Below are 18,136 nucleotides of genomic sequence, written 5' to 3' on the forward strand. Positions count from 1 at the left end.
TGCACATCAGAGATCGCCTCCTGGCGGAAAGGCGATGTATCCAGAGCCGTTGCGGATCAGGTCAGGCAGCGACCCGGCTGGAGCAGTTTTGCGACTTCCGTCAGGGAGCTGACCATGGGCTCGCAGGCGATCGTCGGCCTGTTGCGACCCTGCTTCTGCTGATTCTGGAGCACGAGCGGCGGCTTGGCATTGCCGGTTTCGATGATAGCGGGGACCCGCAGCAGCACGGACGTGTCGGCGAGGTCGTTCAGCCGCATCGACACGGTGCGGGTCGGAGCCGCCGCTGGCTTGAGGTCGGCGATCCGGTCGGCCTTGGTGGCACGATTGACAGTATCGCCCGGCTTGTCGGTCACCGCCTGCCAGCGGCCGGCGAGATCGTGGCCGAAGGCCAGCTGGGCGGCACTCAGACTAGTGGCAAGAGTGGCTGCGATCGCGGCGCCCAAAAATGCTTTATGAATCTGTGACATGAATGTCGGTCCCTCGCCCCATGGCGATCGCGGGAACAACGCAATGAGCCGGCCGGCAGTTCTCAATCGTTAAGATCACTTAACCGTGTGCGAGAATCGTCGCGGGCGATCAAAAAAGTTTGCACCGGCCTGGAACGACTTCGGGGGCCGGGAGTCGTCACAACAGCCGGCTATTCCCCCCTGCCCCATAAGCCGGTGACGTAGGGCGCGACTGTGGTGATGCCAGTCGCGCCTTACTTTTGTCTGGAGCTCACTTTTGTTTGCGGACTATTTGGCCTTCCCCGCCAGCCAGTCCCGCCCCTCGCCATAGAGCTGCTCGACTTCAGGCCCGGTCAGGCCAGGCATGTCGCGCTTGACCTTGTAGCCGATCAGCTCCTGCATGTAGGCGAGGTGGCGGTAGCCTTCGGGCAGCGCCGCCAGTGCCTGCTGGTCGAGGCGGAGGGTCGCCGCGGGATCGACCGGGTCGATCCGGTCCTTCTCGTAGATCGGCTGGCGGCGAACGATGCCCCATTTGCCTTGCCGCTTCTCCAGAAAATCATAGAAGCGGCCGGTGCAGACGACGTCGCAGAGCACGTCTTGCACCGGCGCGCGCTGCGAGATCGTCATCTTGGTCTGCGCGAGGGCGCGCTCGCCCTGAAGATCAATGCCGGTGCCGCCGAGGAAATGCAGGATGCGTACGCCCCTGGCGAACCCCTCCTGGCTGACCCGGATGAAATCCCGCGCCGGCCCCTGAAACCAGGTGGCCGACATCCAGCCTTCCTCGTGCCAGACGGTCGCAAACCGCTCCCAGTCGCCGGCGTCGCGCCAGACCGCCCAGTTCTCGACGAGGTCGCGGATGGCGAGGCGATCGAGCAGTTGTTGGTCCATGAACACGTCTCCGATGGCACTGCGGCTGCAAGGCGGCCGCTGCTGGAGGTATGAGCGGCGAATTCGACGTCCGTCAAGCGCGGCAGACGACGAGAAAAATCCGGCGCACCTTGCGGTACGCCGGATCAAATCCATTCGCTCCTTTAGGAGCTTCCCTACGCCGCCGGCGCCTTGGGCGCGCGGTTGCGCGAGTTGCGCTGGAAGAACAGCGCCTGGCTCGCGACCGCCGACACCATCGCCGGTTGGAACGGCTTGGAGATCAGGAACGCCGGCTCGGGGCGTTCGCCGGTGAGGAAGCGCTCCGGATAGGCGGTGATGAACACCACCGGCACCTCGAAGGTGCGCAGCAACTCGTTGACGGCATCGAGGCCCGACGAGCCGTCGGCGAGCTGGATGTCGGCGAGGATCAGGCCGGGCCGCTTGTTCTTGGCGAGCGCCACCGCGTCGGCGTGAGTGCGCGCGACGCCGACGACATTGTGACCTAAATTCTTCACCAGGCTCTCGAGGTCCATCGCGATGAAGGTCTCGTCTTCGATGATCAGCACGTCGGTGGCGATCTCGGCTGCCATCTCGCGTCCGGCGGCGTCGGCAAACCGACGCGTCTCGGCGACGTCGGTGCCGAGGATGTAGCCGACTTCCTCTTCCGAAAATCCCTCCAGCGAGAGCAGCAGGAACGCCTGCCGCGGCAGCGGCGTGATATTCGACAGCCGTCGCTCCGGCGGCATCGGCAGCGTCGCCACCTCGGAATCGTCGTTGACGGACACCGAATTCCAGATCTGGGTGAACAGCCGGAACAGGCCCGCGCGCGGCCCATGGCTCTCGTCAAGCACGGACGGATCTCCGAGCATGGCTTCCAACATGGCTGCGACATAGGCGTCACCGGAGGCCTGGCTGCCCGTCAGGGCGCGCGCATACCGGCGCAACAACGGCAAGTGCTCAGCAACAAGCTGCGAACGGGACATCCCCACTCCATTCATTTCGGACCAAAAACTTGGAAACAGGGAACTGTGAGGGGAGGCCCGGGTTCCCCTCCTGCGACTGATTACGTTTCAGGATAAGAAAAGTTCCCCCGAACCGGGAACTTTTTGTCGAACCTCGCATTGAGCCTATCCAGGGAACGGCTCCCGGTTGAGAAAACCTCTCTATTTTGCAGTCACTTAACTCGGGGAAACGTGGAACAGGTCATGAAAGATCTCAAGTCTCAAGCCAGCAAAAGCACGACCCCCGGCAAGGGAGGCCTCACTCCGGAGATCCAATCCCGGATCGGGCACCAACTGCGCGCCATGTACGACGACGTCGTCCGGCAAGGGGTTCCCGACCGGTTCGCGGAGCTCATCAAGAAGCTTGATGCGCCGGGAGGCGGACCTCAGGATGAGAATGGTGCTGGGGGCTCCAACGACAACCATGGGAGGGACTAATGCCTCTCACGAACTCCCTGCGTGACGACATCCTCGCGGCCGTGCCGAGTTTACGCGCGTTCGCGATCTCGCTCAGCGGCAATGCGGACCGCGCCGACGATTTGGTGCAGGAGACGCTGTTGCGCGCGCTTGCCAACATCGACTCGTTCCAGCCCGGCTCGAACCTGCCGGCGTGGCTGTTCACGATCCTGCGCAACCTGTTCCGCTCGGACTATCGCAAGCGGCGGCGGGAAGTCGAGGATGCCGAGGGCAACTACGCCAAGACGCTGAAGACGCAGCCCTCGCAGAACGCGCATCTCGAGTTCGAGGAGTTTCGCGTCGCGCTCGAGAAGCTTCCGCAGGACCAGCGCGAAGCGCTCATCCTGGTCGGCGCCTCCGGCTTCTCCTACGAGGATGCGGCCTCGATCTGCGGCTGTGCAGTCGGCACCATCAAGAGCCGCGTCAACCGCGCGCGCTCCAAGCTCGCGGCGCTGCTCTATGTCGACGGTGCCGAGGATTTCGGGCCCGACGAGACCGTGCGCGCCGTGATCGGCGGCAGCGGCGGATAGCGGCCGGCGTCAATCGACCAAAACGGCACTGCGAAGGCGGCCGTTCGCGCGGCCGTCTTGGCGCGCGCGTCGCTCACTCCTCGACGAACGTGACGGTGTCGGCGACGCTCGCGCGCGAGGTCCGGTAGCTGTTGACCTTGTGGGCGTGGTCGGCATAACCGAACGAGATGCCGCAGACGACGCGGCGGTCGTCGGCCAGACTGAAATGACGGCGGATCAGGCCCGAGTGACGCGCCAATGCCGCCTGCGGAATTGTGCCGAGCCCAAGCGCCTGTGCGGCGAGCATGAAATTCGAGACATAGGCGCCGCAATCGATCGCGCCGTAGATGCCGAGCGGCTCGCTGGTGTGAATGATCGCGACGTGCGGGGCGCCGAAGAAATTGTAGTTCTCCAGCGCCTGCCTGGCGTAGGCGCTTCTGTCGCCGCGGGCGATTCCGAGCGTGTTGTAGAGCTGAAAACCGCTCTCGCGGCGCCGATCGAGATAGACGCCGACATATTCGCGCGGCGGGGTGAAATCATAATCGTCGCCTAGGCCGCTGGAGGCCTCCTTGTAGATCAGCTGACGGAAACGCTCCTTGGCCTCGCCGCTGGCGATGACGACCTGCCAGGGCTGACTGTTGCACCAGGACGCCGTCCGCTGCGCCGTCGTCAGCACATGCTCGATGATGGCGCGGTCGACCGCTTGCGGCAGGAAAGCGCGCACGGAGTAGCGCTCGTTGAGGAGCTCTTCGAGCACGCGGATGCGATCGTCTTGTTTCACTGGTGCGTCCATGGATCAGCTCGCGCTCTTCTCTTCGTAGGGTGGGTTAACCGCTAGGCGTAACCCACCAGCTTCTGTTTCCGCGTCGACAGACGCGGTGGGTTACGCCTAGCGGTTTGCGCTTCGCGCAATCCGCTGGGCTAACCCACCCTACAAGTTACGTCTAACGCCCCTTGGTCGGGATCTTGTTGTACGGCACGTCCTTGTCGACACGGATGTCGCCCGGCAATCCCAGCACCCGCTCGGCGATGATGTTACGCAAAATCTCGTCGGTGCCGCCGGCGATGCGCATCGAGGGCGAGGACAGCAGCATCTGCTGGAACTGGCCGTGCGCGGTCTCCTCGTCGGTGCCGGTGAGAACGCCGGCCGCGCCCTGGAGGTCCATGGCGTAGGCGGCGATGTCCTGGAGCATCATGCCCGACACCAGCTTGCCGATGGAGTTTTCCGGGCCCGGCTGCTCGCCCTTGGACAGCGACGAGATCGCGCGGTAGCTGGTGTACTTCAATCCGCTCGACTTCACGGCCCAGCTCGCAAGTTTCGAGCGCACGGCGGGATCGTCGATGGCGAGCCCGTCCTCCAGCATCAGGTTGGAGCAGAACTCGAACATCTCGGGGACGCCGGTCGCGAGCCGCGATCCGATCGACATGCGTTCGTTCATCAGGGTGGTCAGCGAGACGCTCCAGCCCTCGCCGACGGCACCGAGGCGCTGGCTGTCCGGGATCACCACGTCGGTGAAATAGACCTCGTTGAACTCCTGCATGCCGTTGGCCTGCTTGATCGGCCGGACCTCGACGCCCGGGCTCTTCATGTCCAGAAAGAACATGGTGAGCCCCTTGTGCTTGGGCACGTTGGGATCGGTGCGCGCGATCAGGAGGCCGAAGTCGGAATAATGCGCGCCCGAGGTCCAGATCTTCTGGCCGTTGACGATCCAGCTGTCACCCTTCTTCTCGGCCCGCGTGCGCAGGCCTGCGACGTCCGAGCCCGCGGACGGTTCGGAGAACAGCTGGCACCAGATCTCCTCGCCGGAGGCGAGCTTCGGCAAATGCCGGCGTTTTGCGTCCTCGCTGCCCCAGGCCATCACGGTCGGACCGCACATGCCCTCGCCGATCTGGAACGGCTGCGTCAGCTTGCCGTAGACGCCCTCTTCCTGTTGCCAGATCACACGCTCGATCGGCGTGGCGCCACGGCCGCCATATTCCCTGGGCCAGTGCAGGCAGGCCCAACCAGCTTCAGCCTTCTTCTTTTGCCAGGCCTTGCCGACATCGACGATGTCGTGATGAGCGAGCCGGATCCGGCCGAGCGAGGATTTCGACAGCTCCTGCTCGAACTGTTTCGGCGCGTTGGCGGCGACCCATTTACGCGCGGTCTCGCGGAATGCGGCTTCCTGCGGCGTATCGTCGAAATTCATGGCGCTTCCCTTTTATTGTCATTCCGGGGCGCGCAACGCGCGAACCCGCAATCCAGAGGTTACCTACACGTCTCGAGATTCCGGGTTCGGCTCTTCGAGCCGCCCCGGATTGACGGCTAATTCCTTCCCTTTGTCGGGATCTTGTTGAACGGCACGTCCTTGTCGACACGGATGTCGCCGGGCAGGCCCAGCACCCGCTCGGCGATGATGTTGCGCATGATCTCGTCGGTGCCGCCTTCGACGCGCGTCCCCGGTGCGCGCAGCAGCATCGCCTGGAAGCGGCCGGCGACTTCGGCGTCGTCCGCTCCGCTGACCACGCCGGCTGCCCCCTGAAGATCGAGCGTATAGGTCGCGACGTCCTGAATCATCGATCCCGCTACCAGCTTGCCGATGGAGTTTTCCGGCCCCGGCCGCTCGCCCTTCGACAGCGCCGAGATCGCACGCATGCTGGTGTAGCGCAGCCCGCTCGCCTTCACCGCCCAATTCGCCAGCTTCGAGCGCACCGCGCGGTTCTCGATCGCGGGGCGGTCGTCGAGCATCAGGCTCGAGCAATAGTCGAACAGCTCGGGAAAGCCGGTCGAGACGCCCGCGCCAATCGCGCTACGCTCGTTCATCAGCGTGGTCAGCGAGACGTTCCAGCCGTCATTGACCTCGCCGAGGCGCTGGTGATCGGGAATGCGGACATCGGTGAAATAGACCTCGTTGAAGTCGGAGGCGCCGCTCGCCTGCTTGATCGGCCGCACCTCGACGCCGGGGCTCTTCATGTCCAGGAAGAACATGGTGAGGCCCTTGTGCTTCGGCACATTGGGATCCGTGCGGGTCAACAGGATGCCGTAGTCGGAATAATGCGCGCCCGAGGTCCAGATCTTCTGGCCGTTGATGATCCACTCGTCGCCGTCCTTCTCGGCGCGCGTGCGCAAGCCTGCGACATCGGAGCCGCCGGCGGGCTCCGAGAACAGCTGGCACCAGACCTTTTCGCCAGAGGCGAGCGGCGGCAGATAGCTGCGCTTATGCTCCTCGCGCGCGAACGCCATCATGGTCGGCCCGCACATGCCGTGGCCGATGATGAACATGCCGGAGAGCTTGCCGAACGGACCCTCTTCCTGCTGCCAGATCACGCGCTCGATCGGCGAAGAACCGCGGCCGCCATAATCCTTCGGCCAGTGCAGGCAGGCCCAGCCGGCATCGGCCTTTTTCTTCTGCCACGCTTTCGCGACGTCCAGAATGTTGGCGTTCTTCAATTGCGTGCGGCCGAGCGAGGATTTGTGCAGCTCCTCTTCATATTGCTTCGGCGCATTCGCCGCGATCCAGGCGCGGGCAGTGGCGCGGAATTCGGCTTCCTGCGGGGTGTCATCGAAGTTCATGGTGTCTCTCTTCTTCCGTCATTTCGAGGCGATGCGAAGCATCGAACCCGGAATCCAGAGGTTATCGAATCATTTCGAGATTCCGGGTTCGCCGCGTTGCGGCGCCCCGGAATGACATCACGCCGCGTTCTTCTTGCGCATGCGGTCGATCAACTGGTCTTCCCAATAGGACAGGCTGCCGAGTCCGAGCGCCATGGCATTGGCGCGGCGATAGTACATGTGGCAGTCGAACTCCCAGGTGAAACCCATGCCGCCGTGGACCTGGATGTTGTTCTTGGCACAGTGCTGGAACGCCTGCGTCGCGCTGATGCGCGCGGCGGCAGCCGCTTCCGGCAGTTCGGATGCGTTGGTCGAAAGCGCCCAGGCGCCGTAATAGCTGTTGGACCGCGCCAGCGTCGCCGAGACGTACATGTCGGCGAGCATGTGCTTGACCGCCTGGAACGAGCCGATCTGACGGCCGAAGGCGATGCGGTCGAGCGCGTAATCACGACCCATCTCCAGCGCGCGGTCGGCGCCGCCGACCTGCTCGAATGCGGACAGCACTGCGGCGCGGTCGAGCACCTGGGTGAGGATGCTCCAGCCCTCGCCGGCGGCGCCCAGCGGCTCGGCTTTGCAGTCCTTGAAGGTGATCTCGGCCTGCCCGCGGGTCGGATCGAGATTGGCGAGGCTTTTCACCTCGACCCCGCCGGCTTTGAGATCGACCAGGAACAGCGAGATGTCACTCTCGCGACCGCCCGTGCCCGTCCGCGCGGCGACGACGGCGAAATTGGCGATCGCGCCGTCGGCGACCGGCTTCTTGACGCCATTGAGCACGCCGTTTGACGCTGTGAGCTTGACGTTCTTGGGCGAAGGATTGCCCTTGCCCTCGAACAGCGCCAGCGTGCCGATCGCCTCGCCCGAGGCAATCGCCGGCAGCCATTTTTTCTTCTGCGCGTCGCTACCCGCGATCAGCAGCGCTTCGCCGGCGAGATAGACCGTCGAGGAGAACGGCACCGGTGCATTCGCCCGGCCCATCTCTTCGGCGATCACGCAGAGTTCGAGATGGCCGGCACCCGCGCCGCCGAACTCCTCGGGAATCGCGACGCCGAGAAAGCCCATCTCGGCGAGGCCCTTCCAAAGCTCCTTGTCATAGGGCGCCTTGCCGTCGAGCACCACGCGCACCGCCTTGGGCGAACATTTTTCAGCAAGGAATTTGCGCGCCTGATCGCGGAGCTGCTTCTGGTCGTCGGAGAAATCGAAGTTCATGGCGAATGACCTTTTTATTGTGTCGCTTGAATTGATGCCGTCATTCCGGGGCGTCGCGTAAGCGGCGAGCCCGGAATCCATATCGCCGCGCGGTATGCGGCCCAATGGATTCCGGATTCGCGCTGCGCGCGCCGCGGGATGACAAGTGAAGAGAAGTGCTTCATTTCAGCACGATCACATCCTGATCCGGCTTGTCGGCATAGAGCCGCTCAACCAGCGCGGCGCGCCGCTCGAGCCCGGCGCGCTGGTTGATGTAGCCCTTGTCGGTAAGCTCGTTGCCGTCGATCGAGGGCGGTTCGGCCATCAGCATCGCGCGCGCGATGATACGGCTGCTGGCGCCTTCACATTCGCTGTTGTGGGTTTCCAGCCCGCGCCTGAAGCAGGCGATCACCTCAGGATGCTTCACGGCGTCGGCGAAGCTCAGATCGGGATTGCCGACGAGTTGACGGCAGGCATGCAGGTTTGGCCAGGCGAGCAGGCCGATGAACGCCCGATCCTGCCCCGCGACCAGCGCATCATGCACGACCGGCGTTGCGGCCGCGATCGCATCGGTGCGCAGCGAGCCGACATGGACGAAGGTGCCGGTGGTCAGCTTAAAGTCCTCAACCACGCGTCCCGCAAAGATGATGCCCTGCACCGGATCGGAATCGTCGACGAAGATTCCGGCATCCCCGATGCAGTAAAAACCCTCCTCGTCGAACATCTTCTTGGTCAGGTCGGGCTGGCCGAAATAGCCGGGCGTGACGTTGACGCCGCGCAGCCGCAACTCGTATTTCGCGCCGCAGGGCACCATCTTCAATTCGACGCCGGGGAACGGCAGGCCGATCAGGCCGACGCGCTCGGTATCCCAATAGGTACCGGTCGAGGTCGGCGCAGTCTCGGTCGAGCCCCAGCCGGTGTAGAACACGATGCGCTCGCCGGTGGTCTTCACGGCCAGCGCCTGCATGCGGTCGTACAGATCGTCCGGCAGCCGCGCGCCGCCATAGGCCATGATCGAGAGGTTCTTGAAGAAGGAGCGGCAGAGCACATCGTCCTTCTCCATCGCCGCCGCGAGCGCGGCGTAGCCGGCGGGCACGTTGGCGTAATAGGTCGGCGAAATCTCGCGGAGATTCCTGATGGTCTCCTCGAGTTGGCCCGGCATCGGCCGGCCGTCGTCGATGTAGAGCGTGCCGCCCTCGACCAGCACCGGATGGAACGCGGCGTTGCCACCCATGGTGTGGTTCCAGGGCATCCAGTCGAGCACGGTCGCCAGCGGGCCGCCGGGCGCGCGCGGTCGCACCTGCATCATCATCACCGCATTGGCACACATCATGCGTTGCGTGTTGATGACGGCCTTCGGCATGCCGGTCGAACCGGAGGTGAAAAGCAGCTTGCCGACCGTGTCGGCCGTGATCTTCGCGATCGACGCGTCGACATCGGCGGTGACGGGCGTTGCCGCGAGCTCGGCAAAGCTGACGCTGTTGACGCCGTCGCAGGGTCGCACGACGTGAACGACAGTGACACCGGTGAGATCCAGCGCCTTCAGCGCCTTTTCGAAGGTGGGGCCGTCCTGCACCACCACGACGGCCGGCTTGATCAGGTCGAACAGATATTTCAGCTTGGCGTGGTCGTGGCTCATCAGGGAGTAGGCCGGCGACACCGGCGCGGCCGGCGAGCGCGCCTGCATCGCGGCCTGCGTCATCAACGCATGTTCGATCGAGTTGCCGGAGAGGATCGCGACCGGGCGGCCGTCGAGCCCGAGATTCAGCAGCGCCTGCGTCAGCGCATCCACGATGCGCTTGGCTTCGCCGTAGGAGAGTTTTCGCCATTCGCGATTGGGGCCGCCGCGCTGCGCAAGCCAGATGCGCTCAGGCGCGTCCTTCGCCCATTTGGCCAGGGAAGCCGGAAGGTGCTTCTCGTAAGCCTGCAGCGGAATGCGCGACTTCAGCACCACCGTGCCATCGTCGCGGCGCTCGACCTCGATGTCGCGCGCCAGCCACTCGACCTTGCGAAAGGCGGGCTTCGTCATCACCGCCGCCGCGCTCCCACTCATTTTGCGTCTCCCGGAATTTTTCGTCCTTTGCGGATCTTCGTTGTCAGCGCCTGATATAGACAGGCTTTCGCTTCTCAAGGAAGGCCCTGATGCCTTCCGAGAATTCCTCGGAGCGGCTGCACAGGACCTGATTGCGGTCCTCCATCGCGATGACAGCTTCCAGCGATCCGGCATCGATGCTCATGTTGAGACATTCTTTCGACAGTCGCAGGCCGACAGATGAAGCCGCGATCATCGCGTCGATATAGGGCTCGGCGGCGTCATCGAGATTGTCCTCGTCCACGACTTCCGAGACGAGCCCCACCGCAAGCGCGCGCTCAGCGCCGATGAAGCGCCCGGTGAGGATCAGCTCGGACGCGACAGAGAGGCCAACCAGGCGCGGCAAAAAATAGCTGGTGCCGATATCGCAGCCACCGAGGCCGAGCTTGATGAAGGCGCAGTTCATCCGCGCCGATTTCGTGGCGATGCGGATGTCGGAGGCAAGCGCCAGCGCAAAGCCGCCGCCAGCGGCCGCGCCCTGCACCAGCGCCACGATCGGCTGCGGACAGCGCCGCATCAGCATCACGATGTCGGCGATGCGCCGCTGCGAGTCCAGTGACTCGGTGACGCCAGGCGGCTCCTGCTGTCCGGCGCGGCGCGCCATGGCGGCTTTGAGATCAAGCCCCGCGCAAAAATTCCTGCCGGCGCCCTTCAGCACCACGACGCGCGTGTCACGGTTGCGCTGGAGGCCCTGGAAATAGGTATTGAGCGCATCGATCAGCGCGGGATCGAGTGCGTTGAGGTGCTCCGGACGATTGAGCGTCACGGTGTCAACGCCGTCGTTGTGCTCGATCAGCAGCGGTTGGGACATGAGGCGCCTCGTGCTTGCCGCCATTCGCGGTGCCGATTGCTGCGCCCTCTCCCCTTGTGGGAGAGGGCATGTACGCTGTGAGCCCGGACTTCGCTTGGGTGAGGGGTCTGTCTCCGCGGGTGCAAACCCCTCATCCGGCGCTTCGCGCCACCTTCTCCCACAAGGGGAGAAGGAAAGGGGCGGAGCTACCTCGGCGCCATACGAATCGCGCCGTCGAGACGGATGGTTTCGCCGTTGAGCATCGGATTCTCCACGATGTGCACGGCGAGCGAGCCGTATTCACTCGCATCGCCAAGGCGCGTGGGATGCGGTACCTGGGCGCCTAGGCTCTTGCGAGCCTCTTCGTTCAGGCCCATCAGCAATGGCGTCAGAAACAGGCCGGGTGCGATCGTGTTGACGCGGATTTTCTGGCTGGCGAGATCGCGGGCTGCCGGGAGGGTCAAACCGACGACGCCGCCTTTCGAGGCCGAATAGGCGATCTGGCCGATCTGGCCTTCGTAAGCGGCGACCGAGGCCGTGTTGATGATGACGCCGCGCTCCTCGCCGATCGGCTCGGCCGTGACCAGGCGCTCCGCGAACAGCCGCAGGCAGTTGAACGTCCCGATCAAATTGACGTTGATGATGCGGGCGAACTTGGCCAGCGGATAGACGCCGTCCTTACCGACGATGCGCTGCGAGCCGCCGATGCCGGCGCAGTTCATCAGCACGCGCGCGACGCCGTGGGCGGCTTCCGCCTTGGCGATCGCGCCCTTGATGCCGTCCTCGTCGGTGACATCGGCATGAAGAGCGACGCCCTTCACTTCGACGGCAACCTTCTCGGCGTTTTCCTTGTTCTGATCGATCACGCCGATCCTGGCGCCCTTGGCGGCCATGGCCCGGGCGGTCGCGGCACCAAGGCCCGACCCACCGCCGGTGATGAGAACGGCAACGTCTTTCAACTGCATCGCAAGCTACCTTTCCTTGGGCGTTTCTTCTCTAGACTTCTGAGTTCTGGCCGGATCATCCGGCCGCGGCAGCTTCCTCACCTTGCGTGAGGATGCCGCCGCAGATCAGCGTTTCCATGTGCTTGATATATTGCCGGCAGACGTCGTCGGTGACCGGGCCGACGCCGGTCGCGCGAGACATCGCGTGCCGGCCGAAGAACAGATGATCGCAGGCGCCGATCAGGCTGGTGTAGAATAGCACCGGATCGGTTTGGCGAAACTCGCCGCGGCTGACGCCTTCGGCGAGAAGGCGGCGATGAAAATCCAGCAGCGGCGCCACGAAGAACTTGGAGACTTCGTCGGCAGAGCCCGCAACGCTTTCGTGCAGCAGATAATGGATCAGCCGGTTCATGTAGGGAAAGCGGTGATAGGCGCGGATGATGCCACCGATATGCAGCTTCAGCTTCGCGGTTGGCGTGATCGGCTGCGCCAGCAGATATTCGAGGTGGGAGAGCTCCGTCCCCGCGTCCCGCTCGAGCAGCGCCAGCAGCAGGCCGTCCTTGTTGCCGAAATGATATTTGACCAGCGCGGCGTTGGCGCCGGACTTCTGGGCGATGTCGCTCAGCGAAATCTCGATCGACGAGCGCTCGATCATTAGCTCGCTCGCGGCCACGAGCAATTTCTCTGCCGTGGAATTCTTTCCGCTCGGGAGCCTGTTCGGTACGCTGGTGGTCACGGAGATCCCTGTTCTCGCCGTATGAGCGGGGCGCAGATAAGCCCAAGCAGCGCCTCCCCACAAGAGTTAATTGATCGATTGACTAAACGGTCTCGCACCCCTTAAATCCGTCCCGACAACCCAATTCGATACAGAACAATCCAGGGAGAGACCGAAATGGCCGAGGCATTCATCGTCGCCGCTGCGCGTACCGCCGGCGGGCGCAAGGGGGGCCGCCTCGCCGGCTGGCATCCGGCCGATCTCGCCGCCAAGGTGCTGGACGAACTGGTCGACCGCACCAAGGTCGATCCGGCTCTGGTCGAGGATGTGATCATGGGCTGCGTGATGCAGGTTGGCGAACAGTCCAACAACGTGGCGCGCAACGCGATCATGGCCTCGAAGCTGCCGGAGAGCGTGCCGGGCACCTCGATCGACCGCCAGTGCGGCTCCTCGCAGCAGGCGCTGCACTTTGCCGCGCAGGCCGTGATGTCGGGCGCGATGGACGTGGTGATCGCGGCCGGCGTGGAATCGATGACGCGGGTGCCGATGGGCTTGTCCTCGCAGCTTCCGGCCAAGAACGGCTTCGGCAATTACAAGAGCCCGGGCATCGAGCAGCGCTATCCCAACATCGTGTTCAGCCAGTTCACCGGCGCGGAGATGATGGCCGAGAAGTATGGCCTGTCGAAGAACGAGCTCGACGAGTACTCCTACAACAGCCACCAGCGCGCGATCGCAGCAACGCAAGCCGGCCACTTCAAGACCGAGATCGTGCCGCTGGAGATCACCCGCGCCGACGGCTCCAAGGACACCCACCACATCGACGAGGGTATCCGCTTCGACGCCACGCTCGACGGCATCAAGGCCGTCAAGCTGATCGCCGAGAACGGCAAGCTCTCCGCCGCCAGCGCCAGCCAGATCTGCGATGGCGCCTCGGGCGTGATGGTGGTGAATGAGCGCGGCCTGAAGCAGCTCGGCGTGAAGCCGCTGGCGCGCGTCCATCACATGACGATGATGGGCGGCGATCCCGTGATCATGCTCGACGCACCGCTGCACGCCACCCAGCGCGCACTGGAGAAGGCCGGCATGAAGATCGACGACATCGACCTGTTCGAGGTCAACGAGGCCTTTGCCTCGGTGCCGACCGCGTGGCTGAAGACCACCGGCGCCGATCCGGAGCATCTCAATGTCAACGGCGGCGCCATCGCGCTCGGCCACCCCCTCGGCGGCTCCGGCACCAAATTGATGACGACGCTGGTCCACGCACTGCATCAGCGCGGCAAGCGCTACGGCCTCCAGACCATGTGCGAAGGCGGCGGCATGGCGAACGTGACGATCGTGGAGCGGCTGTAGGCCGAGACGTCTTCACACCAATGATGTCGTCCCGGCGAAGGCCGGGACCCATAATCACAGCAGCCTGTGGTTAGGGCGAGCTGGGGCCACATGTAACTTAAATTACCGAAATTCGTGGTTATGGGTCCCGCCCCCCCGTGCGCAATTGCGCACTAGCCCGGGACGACATCTCGTGTGCCTTGGGACCGCGCTTATGACTCACCCCTCCATCCACGCCCGCACCACGCCCGACAAGATCGCCTACCAGATGGCCTCCACCGGCAAGGCCATCACCTATCGCGAGCTGGACGAGCTCTCGAACCAGGGCGCGAACGTGTTTCGTTCGCTCGGCCTGAAGGCCGGCGACCACATCGCGCTATTGATGGAGAACCGCCTTGCCTTCATGGAGATCTGCTGGGCGGCACAACGCAGCGGGCTCTATTACACCGCGATCAGCCGTTACCTGAAGCAGGACGAGATCGACTACATCATCGCCGATTGCGGCGCCAAGGTCGTGATCACGACGCCGAAATGCGCCGACCAGATCAAGGGACTGATCAGGGGCGCCGCCGGCGAACCAATCTTCTACATGATGGACGAGCCGCTGCCCGGCTTTCGCTCCTACGACAAGGAGGCCGCTGCGCAGCCGACGACGCCGGTCGCGGACGAGGTCGCCGGCTACGACATGCTGTATTCCTCGGGCACGACCGGCCGGCCCAAGGGCATCAAGAAGGCATTCGAGGGCAAGCCGATCGACGAGCCGAACGCCTTTTTGCGCGTGCTCTGCGCGAACATGTGCGGCATGAATTCCGACAGCATCTATCTGTCGCCGGCGCCGCTCTATCATGCCGCGCCCCTGCGCTTCAACATGATGGCGATCGCGCTCGGCGGCACCTCCATCATCATGGAGCATTTTGACGCCGAAGATTTCCTGAAGCTGGTCGAGACATACAAGGTGACGCAGTCGCAGCTGGTGCCGACCATGTTCGTGCGCATGCTGAAGCTGCCGGCTGACGTGCGCAACCGCTACGACGTCTCGACGCTGAAGGGTGCGATCCACGCCGCTGCCCCCTGCCCGGTCGACGTGAAAGCAAAAATGATCGAATGGTGGGGGCCGATCCTGATCGAGTATTATGCAGGCTCGGAAGGCAACGGCGTCACGGTCTGCAATTCGCAGCAATGGCTGGAGCATCGCGGCAGCGTCGGCCGCGCCGTGGTCGGCAAGATCAAGATTCTCGACGAGAACGACGAGGAGCAGCCGATAGCCGAGATCGGCACGGTCTATTTCGCCGACGCACCTGTTTTCACCTATCACAACGATCCTGAGAAGACGAAGAAGGCCTACAACGCAAAAGGCTGGTCGACGCTCGGCGACGTCGGCTATCTCGACAAGGACGGCTACCTGTATCTCACCGACCGCAAGTCCTACATGATCATCTCGGGCGGAGTGAACATCTACCCGCAGGAAACCGAGGACGTGCTCATCGCCCACCCCGAAGTGGCCGACGTCGCCGTGTTCGGCGTGCCGAACGAGGAGATGGGTGAGGAGGTGAAGGCGGTGGTGCAGCCGCACGATCCGAAGCGCGCCGGCAAGGAGCTCGAGGCCGAGCTGATCGCCTTCTGCAAGGGCCGCCTCTCCGCGATCAAATGCCCACGCTCGGTCGACTTCGAAGCCGAGCTGCCGCGCACGCCCACCGGCAAGCTGGTGAAGCGCCATCTGCGCGACCGTTACTGGCCGAAGGCGGCGGCGAAGATTTAGTGCGGCAACCTCAATCGAACAGGCTCGGCGTGTGGTTCACCAGCGCCCCTTCGATCTCGAGCATCTTCAATTTCGTCACCACGCCGCCGTTCGCGGAGAATCCGCCGGGCTTGTTGCCGGCCGCGAGCACACGGTGGCAGGGCACCACGATCGGGCACGGGTTGTGCCCGAGCGCCTGGCCGACATCGCGCGACAGCTGGACGCCGCCGAGGCGCTTGGCGATGTCGCCATAGGTCATGGTCTTGCCGGGCGGGATCGTGCGGGCGATCTCGTAGACGCCGCGATTGAACTCGGGCACGCCGTCGAGATCGAGCGGGATGTCGGCGAGATCGTCCGGCTCGCCCGCGAGCATCTTCACCATGCGGTCGATCGCCTCTCGCACCTCGGCCGTCGGCTCCGCCTCGCTGGCATCGGCATGGCGCTGGCTGATGCGCGTGCGGATCTTCTGCTCGCCGCCCATCGGCAGTTGCACGCCGTTGATGCCGCGAGGCCCCCAGGCGATGGCGCAGAGGCCGATCCTGGTCTCGAACAGGGTGAAATGCCGGTCGGTCATGGCTTGGTTCCTGGCTTGCGTCCTCGTCGCTAGCGCCCAGTGTGATCTGAAGCCAAATCTAGGCTTGGAAATAGTTGCGATCCACCCGGTTTCCGGGAATCTTGCACAGGAGTTCCGCTTCCCGCTCGCGAGCCCCAGAATGCAAAGCCTCCACGTCAACGGTTACGATATGCCCTATCTCGACGTGGGCGAGGACAGGGGCGGGCCGCCGCTGGTCTGCGTGCATGGCTCGCTCAACGATTTCCGCGTGTGGGGCTGCGTGCTCGGACCGCTGACACAGCGGCGCCGAGTCATCGCCGTCAGCCTGAGGCATTTCTTCCCCGAGCGGTGGGATGGGGTCGGCGACACCTATTCGATCGCCCAGCATGTCGACGACGTCATCGCGTTCATCGAGAAGCTCGATGTTGGTCCGGTCGACCTGATGGGCCATTCCCGTGGCGGACACATCTGCTTCCGCGTCGCGCAACGCCGGCCGGAGCTGCTGCGGCGGCTGATCCTGGCCGAACCCGGCGGCGAGCTCGATGCGAGCCTCGATCCCGACTATGCCGGCGGCCCCTCGCCGCTCCTGGCGCGCTTCACGGCCTCGGCCGAGAAGATCGCGGCCGGCGACGTCGACGGCGGTCTTGCCGTCTTCGTCGACACGCTGGAGGGCGTCGGCACCTGGCCACGGCTGCCGGCCATGGTGAAGCAGAACCTGCGCGACAACGCCATGACGCTGATCGGCCAGGTCCGCGACAATCGCCCGCCGTTCTCGAAGGTGGATGCTGCGTCGATCAAGATGCCGACGCTGTTCATCCTGGGGGCGCGGACCAAGGGGCTGCTGCCGAAGGTGCTGCATGCGCTCGCGGCGCATGTGCCGTACTCGAAGACGGCGGTCATCCCGAACGCGACGCATCCGATGTTCGAGCAGGCGCCGCAAAAATATTCCGAAGTGGTTCTCGATTTTCTGGCGGGCTGATCATGCAGACATTTCGCATCAACGGTTACGACATGGCCTATCTCGAAATCGGAGAGGGCCCGCCGCTGGTCTGCGTGCACGGCACGCTCGGGGATTTCCGCACCTGGTATTCGGTGCTTGGTCCACTGTCGCAATCGCATCGGGTGATCTCGGTGAGCCTGCGCCATTTCTTTCCCGAGCATTGGGACGCCGTCGGCGACGACTACAGAATGGCGCAGCACACAGCGGACGTAATTGCCTTCATCGAGCAGGTCAGGCCCCGGCCGGTCGATCTGATGGGGCATTCGCGCGGCGGGCACATCGCGTTTCGCGTGGCGCAGGCGCGGCCGGATCTGCTGCGCAGGCTGGTGCTGGCCGAGCCGGGCGGCGATCTGGACGCCAGCCTGCCGTTGCCCGAGGGCACGCCGGCGTATCCGCCGCTCGCCGCGCGCACCGCGCGTTCGGTCGAGATGATCCGCGCCGGCGACATCGAGGGCGCGCTGCAGAACTTCTACGAAGGTATTGAAGGCGACGGCTCGTGGCGGCGCGTGCCGGCGGCGGCAAAGCAGCAATTGCGCGACAACGCGCTGACATTCCTCGGCCAAATCAACGAGCAGCGCAGGCCCTACACGCTCGCCGACGCGCAGGCGATCAGGACGCCGACGCTGCTGATCGGCGGCGGCGCGACCACCGGCAGCCTGTCGATGATCTGGCGCGTGCTCGCCGAACATATCGCGGGCGCCAGGACGGCGGTGATTGCCAATGCCGGGCACTGGATGTTCGAGCAGGCGCCGCTGGAATATGGCGAGACGGTCACCGCGTTTCTGGCGGAGTCCACGACCAGCTAGAGAGCAATTTCTCGCGAAAACAACCCCATGCACAGTAGCCGAGCCAAGCAATATCAATGGCTTAGGGGATCCGGACATAACGCCAATAACGGTATCATAGTAGAGCTTGACGC

General features: G+C 64.2%; 18 protein-coding genes. 6 read left to right on the forward strand and 12 right to left on the reverse strand.

The genetic code is table 11. The features are described from left to right. Positions 1-56: 56 nt before the first annotated feature. The 3 genes from AC0L2O_RS15560 to AC0L2O_RS15570 all read right to left on the reverse strand — a co-directional run bounded on the left by AC0L2O_RS15560 (position 57) and on the right by AC0L2O_RS15570 (position 2,296). Positions 57-467 carry a hypothetical protein gene (locus tag AC0L2O_RS15560; RefSeq protein ID WP_369720822.1) on the reverse strand — a complete coding sequence of 137 codons (411 nt, stop codon included), beginning with the start codon at positions 465-467 and terminating at the stop codon, positions 57-59. 267 nt (positions 468-734) lie between these two features. Continuing rightward, positions 735-1,334, reverse strand: a complete 600-nt coding sequence (locus AC0L2O_RS15565; protein WP_409191740.1) for a nuclear transport factor 2 family protein — start codon at positions 1,332-1,334, stop codon at positions 735-737. 155 nt (positions 1,335-1,489) lie between these two features. Then, complete coding sequence (locus AC0L2O_RS15570) at positions 1,490-2,296, reverse strand: response regulator (RefSeq protein WP_369720820.1); 807 nt, start codon at positions 2,294-2,296, stop codon at positions 1,490-1,492. Positions 2,297-2,518: 222 nt separating this feature from the next. Between AC0L2O_RS15570 and AC0L2O_RS15575 the strand changes: the two genes are divergently transcribed. Together AC0L2O_RS15575 and AC0L2O_RS15580 are read left to right on the forward strand one after the other, a co-directional pair. Next, complete coding sequence (locus tag AC0L2O_RS15575; protein ID WP_369720819.1) at positions 2,519-2,752, forward strand: NepR family anti-sigma factor; 234 nt, start codon at positions 2,519-2,521, stop codon at positions 2,750-2,752. Next, positions 2,752-3,300, forward strand: coding sequence for a sigma-70 family RNA polymerase sigma factor (locus AC0L2O_RS15580; RefSeq protein WP_082081453.1), 549 nt, complete (start codon positions 2,752-2,754; stop codon positions 3,298-3,300). Before AC0L2O_RS15575 ends, AC0L2O_RS15580 begins: the two co-directional genes overlap by 1 nt. Before the next feature lie 73 nt (positions 3,301-3,373). Here AC0L2O_RS15580 and AC0L2O_RS15585 read toward each other — a convergent pair whose 3' ends face one another. The 8 genes from AC0L2O_RS15585 to AC0L2O_RS15620 form a co-directional block, all read right to left on the reverse strand. Next, on the reverse strand, positions 3,374-4,072 hold the full coding sequence (locus tag AC0L2O_RS15585) for a nitroreductase (protein ID WP_473370332.1): 699 nt from the start codon (positions 4,070-4,072) through the stop codon (positions 3,374-3,376). 151 nt (positions 4,073-4,223) lie between these two features. Next, complete coding sequence (locus AC0L2O_RS15590) at positions 4,224-5,468, reverse strand: acyl-CoA dehydrogenase (RefSeq protein ID WP_473370333.1); 1,245 nt, start codon at positions 5,466-5,468, stop codon at positions 4,224-4,226. Between the two features lie 116 nt (positions 5,469-5,584). Continuing rightward, the gene (locus AC0L2O_RS15595) at positions 5,585-6,832 is read right to left on the reverse strand and encodes an acyl-CoA dehydrogenase (protein WP_473370334.1); all 1,248 of its coding nucleotides are present in this window, start codon (positions 6,830-6,832) and stop codon (positions 5,585-5,587) included. Positions 6,833-6,949: 117 nt separating this feature from the next. Next, positions 6,950-8,077 carry an acyl-CoA dehydrogenase family protein gene (locus AC0L2O_RS15600; RefSeq protein ID WP_409191736.1) on the reverse strand — a complete coding sequence of 376 codons (1,128 nt, stop codon included), beginning with the start codon at positions 8,075-8,077 and terminating at the stop codon, positions 6,950-6,952. Between the two features lie 160 nt (positions 8,078-8,237). Then, the gene (locus AC0L2O_RS15605; protein ID WP_473370335.1) at positions 8,238-10,109 is read right to left on the reverse strand and encodes an AMP-binding protein; all 1,872 of its coding nucleotides are present in this window, start codon (positions 10,107-10,109) and stop codon (positions 8,238-8,240) included. Positions 10,110-10,152: 43 nt separating this feature from the next. Continuing rightward, positions 10,153-10,959 (reverse strand): enoyl-CoA hydratase/isomerase family protein, encoded by an 807-nt coding sequence (locus AC0L2O_RS15610; protein WP_473370336.1) that lies wholly within the window; start codon positions 10,957-10,959, stop codon positions 10,153-10,155. Positions 10,960-11,144: 185 nt separating this feature from the next. After that, a complete protein-coding gene (locus tag AC0L2O_RS15615; RefSeq protein WP_473370337.1) occupies positions 11,145-11,903 on the reverse strand; it encodes an SDR family NAD(P)-dependent oxidoreductase in 759 nt (252 codons plus the stop codon). A gap of 55 nt (positions 11,904-11,958) precedes the next feature. Continuing rightward, the gene (locus AC0L2O_RS15620; RefSeq protein ID WP_369720813.1) at positions 11,959-12,537 is read right to left on the reverse strand and encodes a TetR family transcriptional regulator; all 579 of its coding nucleotides are present in this window, start codon (positions 12,535-12,537) and stop codon (positions 11,959-11,961) included. A gap of 237 nt (positions 12,538-12,774) precedes the next feature. Here AC0L2O_RS15620 and AC0L2O_RS15625 point away from each other — a divergent pair, with 237 nt between their 5' ends. Both AC0L2O_RS15625 and AC0L2O_RS15630 read left to right on the forward strand, forming a co-directional pair. After that, on the forward strand, positions 12,775-13,947 hold the full coding sequence (locus AC0L2O_RS15625) for an acetyl-CoA C-acetyltransferase (RefSeq protein ID WP_473370338.1): 1,173 nt from the start codon (positions 12,775-12,777) through the stop codon (positions 13,945-13,947). A gap of 193 nt (positions 13,948-14,140) precedes the next feature. Further along, positions 14,141-15,685, forward strand: a complete 1,545-nt coding sequence (locus AC0L2O_RS15630; protein WP_473370339.1) for an acyl-CoA synthetase — start codon at positions 14,141-14,143, stop codon at positions 15,683-15,685. A 10-nt stretch (positions 15,686-15,695) separates the two neighbouring features. On the opposite strand, the gene AC0L2O_RS15635 is transcribed toward AC0L2O_RS15630, so the two are convergent. Then, complete coding sequence (locus tag AC0L2O_RS15635; protein ID WP_473370340.1) at positions 15,696-16,238, reverse strand: methylated-DNA--[protein]-cysteine S-methyltransferase; 543 nt, start codon at positions 16,236-16,238, stop codon at positions 15,696-15,698. Positions 16,239-16,377: 139 nt separating this feature from the next. Between AC0L2O_RS15635 and AC0L2O_RS15640 the strand changes: the two genes are divergently transcribed. Together AC0L2O_RS15640 and AC0L2O_RS15645 are read left to right on the forward strand one after the other, a co-directional pair. Continuing rightward, complete coding sequence (locus AC0L2O_RS15640; RefSeq protein ID WP_473370341.1) at positions 16,378-17,196, forward strand: alpha/beta fold hydrolase; 819 nt, start codon at positions 16,378-16,380, stop codon at positions 17,194-17,196. 2 nt (positions 17,197-17,198) lie between these two features. Further along, positions 17,199-18,023 (forward strand): alpha/beta fold hydrolase, encoded by an 825-nt coding sequence (locus tag AC0L2O_RS15645; RefSeq protein ID WP_473370342.1) that lies wholly within the window; start codon positions 17,199-17,201, stop codon positions 18,021-18,023. Positions 18,024-18,136 lie beyond the last annotated feature (113 nt).

The organism is Bradyrhizobium sp. Kon10, from assembly GCF_055807395.1.

What these genes read in the sequence shown, in the direction of transcription:
- AC0L2O_RS15560 (WP_369720822.1), bottom strand. Translation starts at nt 467, where the DNA reads ATGTCACAGATTCATAAAGCATTTTTGGGCGCCGCGATCGCAGCCACT.
- AC0L2O_RS15565 (WP_409191740.1), bottom strand. Translation starts at nt 1,334, where the DNA reads ATGGACCAACAACTGCTCGATCGCCTCGCCATCCGCGACCTCGTCGAG.
- AC0L2O_RS15570 (WP_369720820.1), bottom strand. Translation starts at nt 2,296, where the DNA reads ATGTCCCGTTCGCAGCTTGTTGCTGAGCACTTGCCGTTGTTGCGCCGG.
- AC0L2O_RS15575 (WP_369720819.1), top strand. Translation starts at nt 2,519, where the DNA reads ATGAAAGATCTCAAGTCTCAAGCCAGCAAAAGCACGACCCCCGGCAAG.
- AC0L2O_RS15580 (WP_082081453.1), top strand. Translation starts at nt 2,752, where the DNA reads ATGCCTCTCACGAACTCCCTGCGTGACGACATCCTCGCGGCCGTGCCG.
- AC0L2O_RS15585 (WP_473370332.1), bottom strand. Translation starts at nt 4,072, where the DNA reads ATGGACGCACCAGTGAAACAAGACGATCGCATCCGCGTGCTCGAAGAG.
- AC0L2O_RS15590 (WP_473370333.1), bottom strand. Translation starts at nt 5,468, where the DNA reads ATGAATTTCGACGATACGCCGCAGGAAGCCGCATTCCGCGAGACCGCG.
- AC0L2O_RS15595 (WP_473370334.1), bottom strand. Translation starts at nt 6,832, where the DNA reads ATGAACTTCGATGACACCCCGCAGGAAGCCGAATTCCGCGCCACTGCC.
- AC0L2O_RS15600 (WP_409191736.1), bottom strand. Translation starts at nt 8,077, where the DNA reads ATGAACTTCGATTTCTCCGACGACCAGAAGCAGCTCCGCGATCAGGCG.
- AC0L2O_RS15605 (WP_473370335.1), bottom strand. Translation starts at nt 10,109, where the DNA reads ATGAGTGGGAGCGCGGCGGCGGTGATGACGAAGCCCGCCTTTCGCAAG.
- AC0L2O_RS15610 (WP_473370336.1), bottom strand. Translation starts at nt 10,959, where the DNA reads ATGTCCCAACCGCTGCTGATCGAGCACAACGACGGCGTTGACACCGTG.
- AC0L2O_RS15615 (WP_473370337.1), bottom strand. Translation starts at nt 11,903, where the DNA reads ATGCAGTTGAAAGACGTTGCCGTTCTCATCACCGGCGGTGGGTCGGGC.
- AC0L2O_RS15620 (WP_369720813.1), bottom strand. Translation starts at nt 12,537, where the DNA reads ATGATCGAGCGCTCGTCGATCGAGATTTCGCTGAGCGACATCGCCCAG.
- AC0L2O_RS15625 (WP_473370338.1), top strand. Translation starts at nt 12,775, where the DNA reads ATGGCCGAGGCATTCATCGTCGCCGCTGCGCGTACCGCCGGCGGGCGC.
- AC0L2O_RS15630 (WP_473370339.1), top strand. Translation starts at nt 14,141, where the DNA reads ATGACTCACCCCTCCATCCACGCCCGCACCACGCCCGACAAGATCGCC.
- AC0L2O_RS15635 (WP_473370340.1), bottom strand. Translation starts at nt 16,238, where the DNA reads ATGACCGACCGGCATTTCACCCTGTTCGAGACCAGGATCGGCCTCTGC.
- AC0L2O_RS15640 (WP_473370341.1), top strand. Translation starts at nt 16,378, where the DNA reads ATGCAAAGCCTCCACGTCAACGGTTACGATATGCCCTATCTCGACGTG.
- AC0L2O_RS15645 (WP_473370342.1), top strand. Translation starts at nt 17,199, where the DNA reads ATGCAGACATTTCGCATCAACGGTTACGACATGGCCTATCTCGAAATC.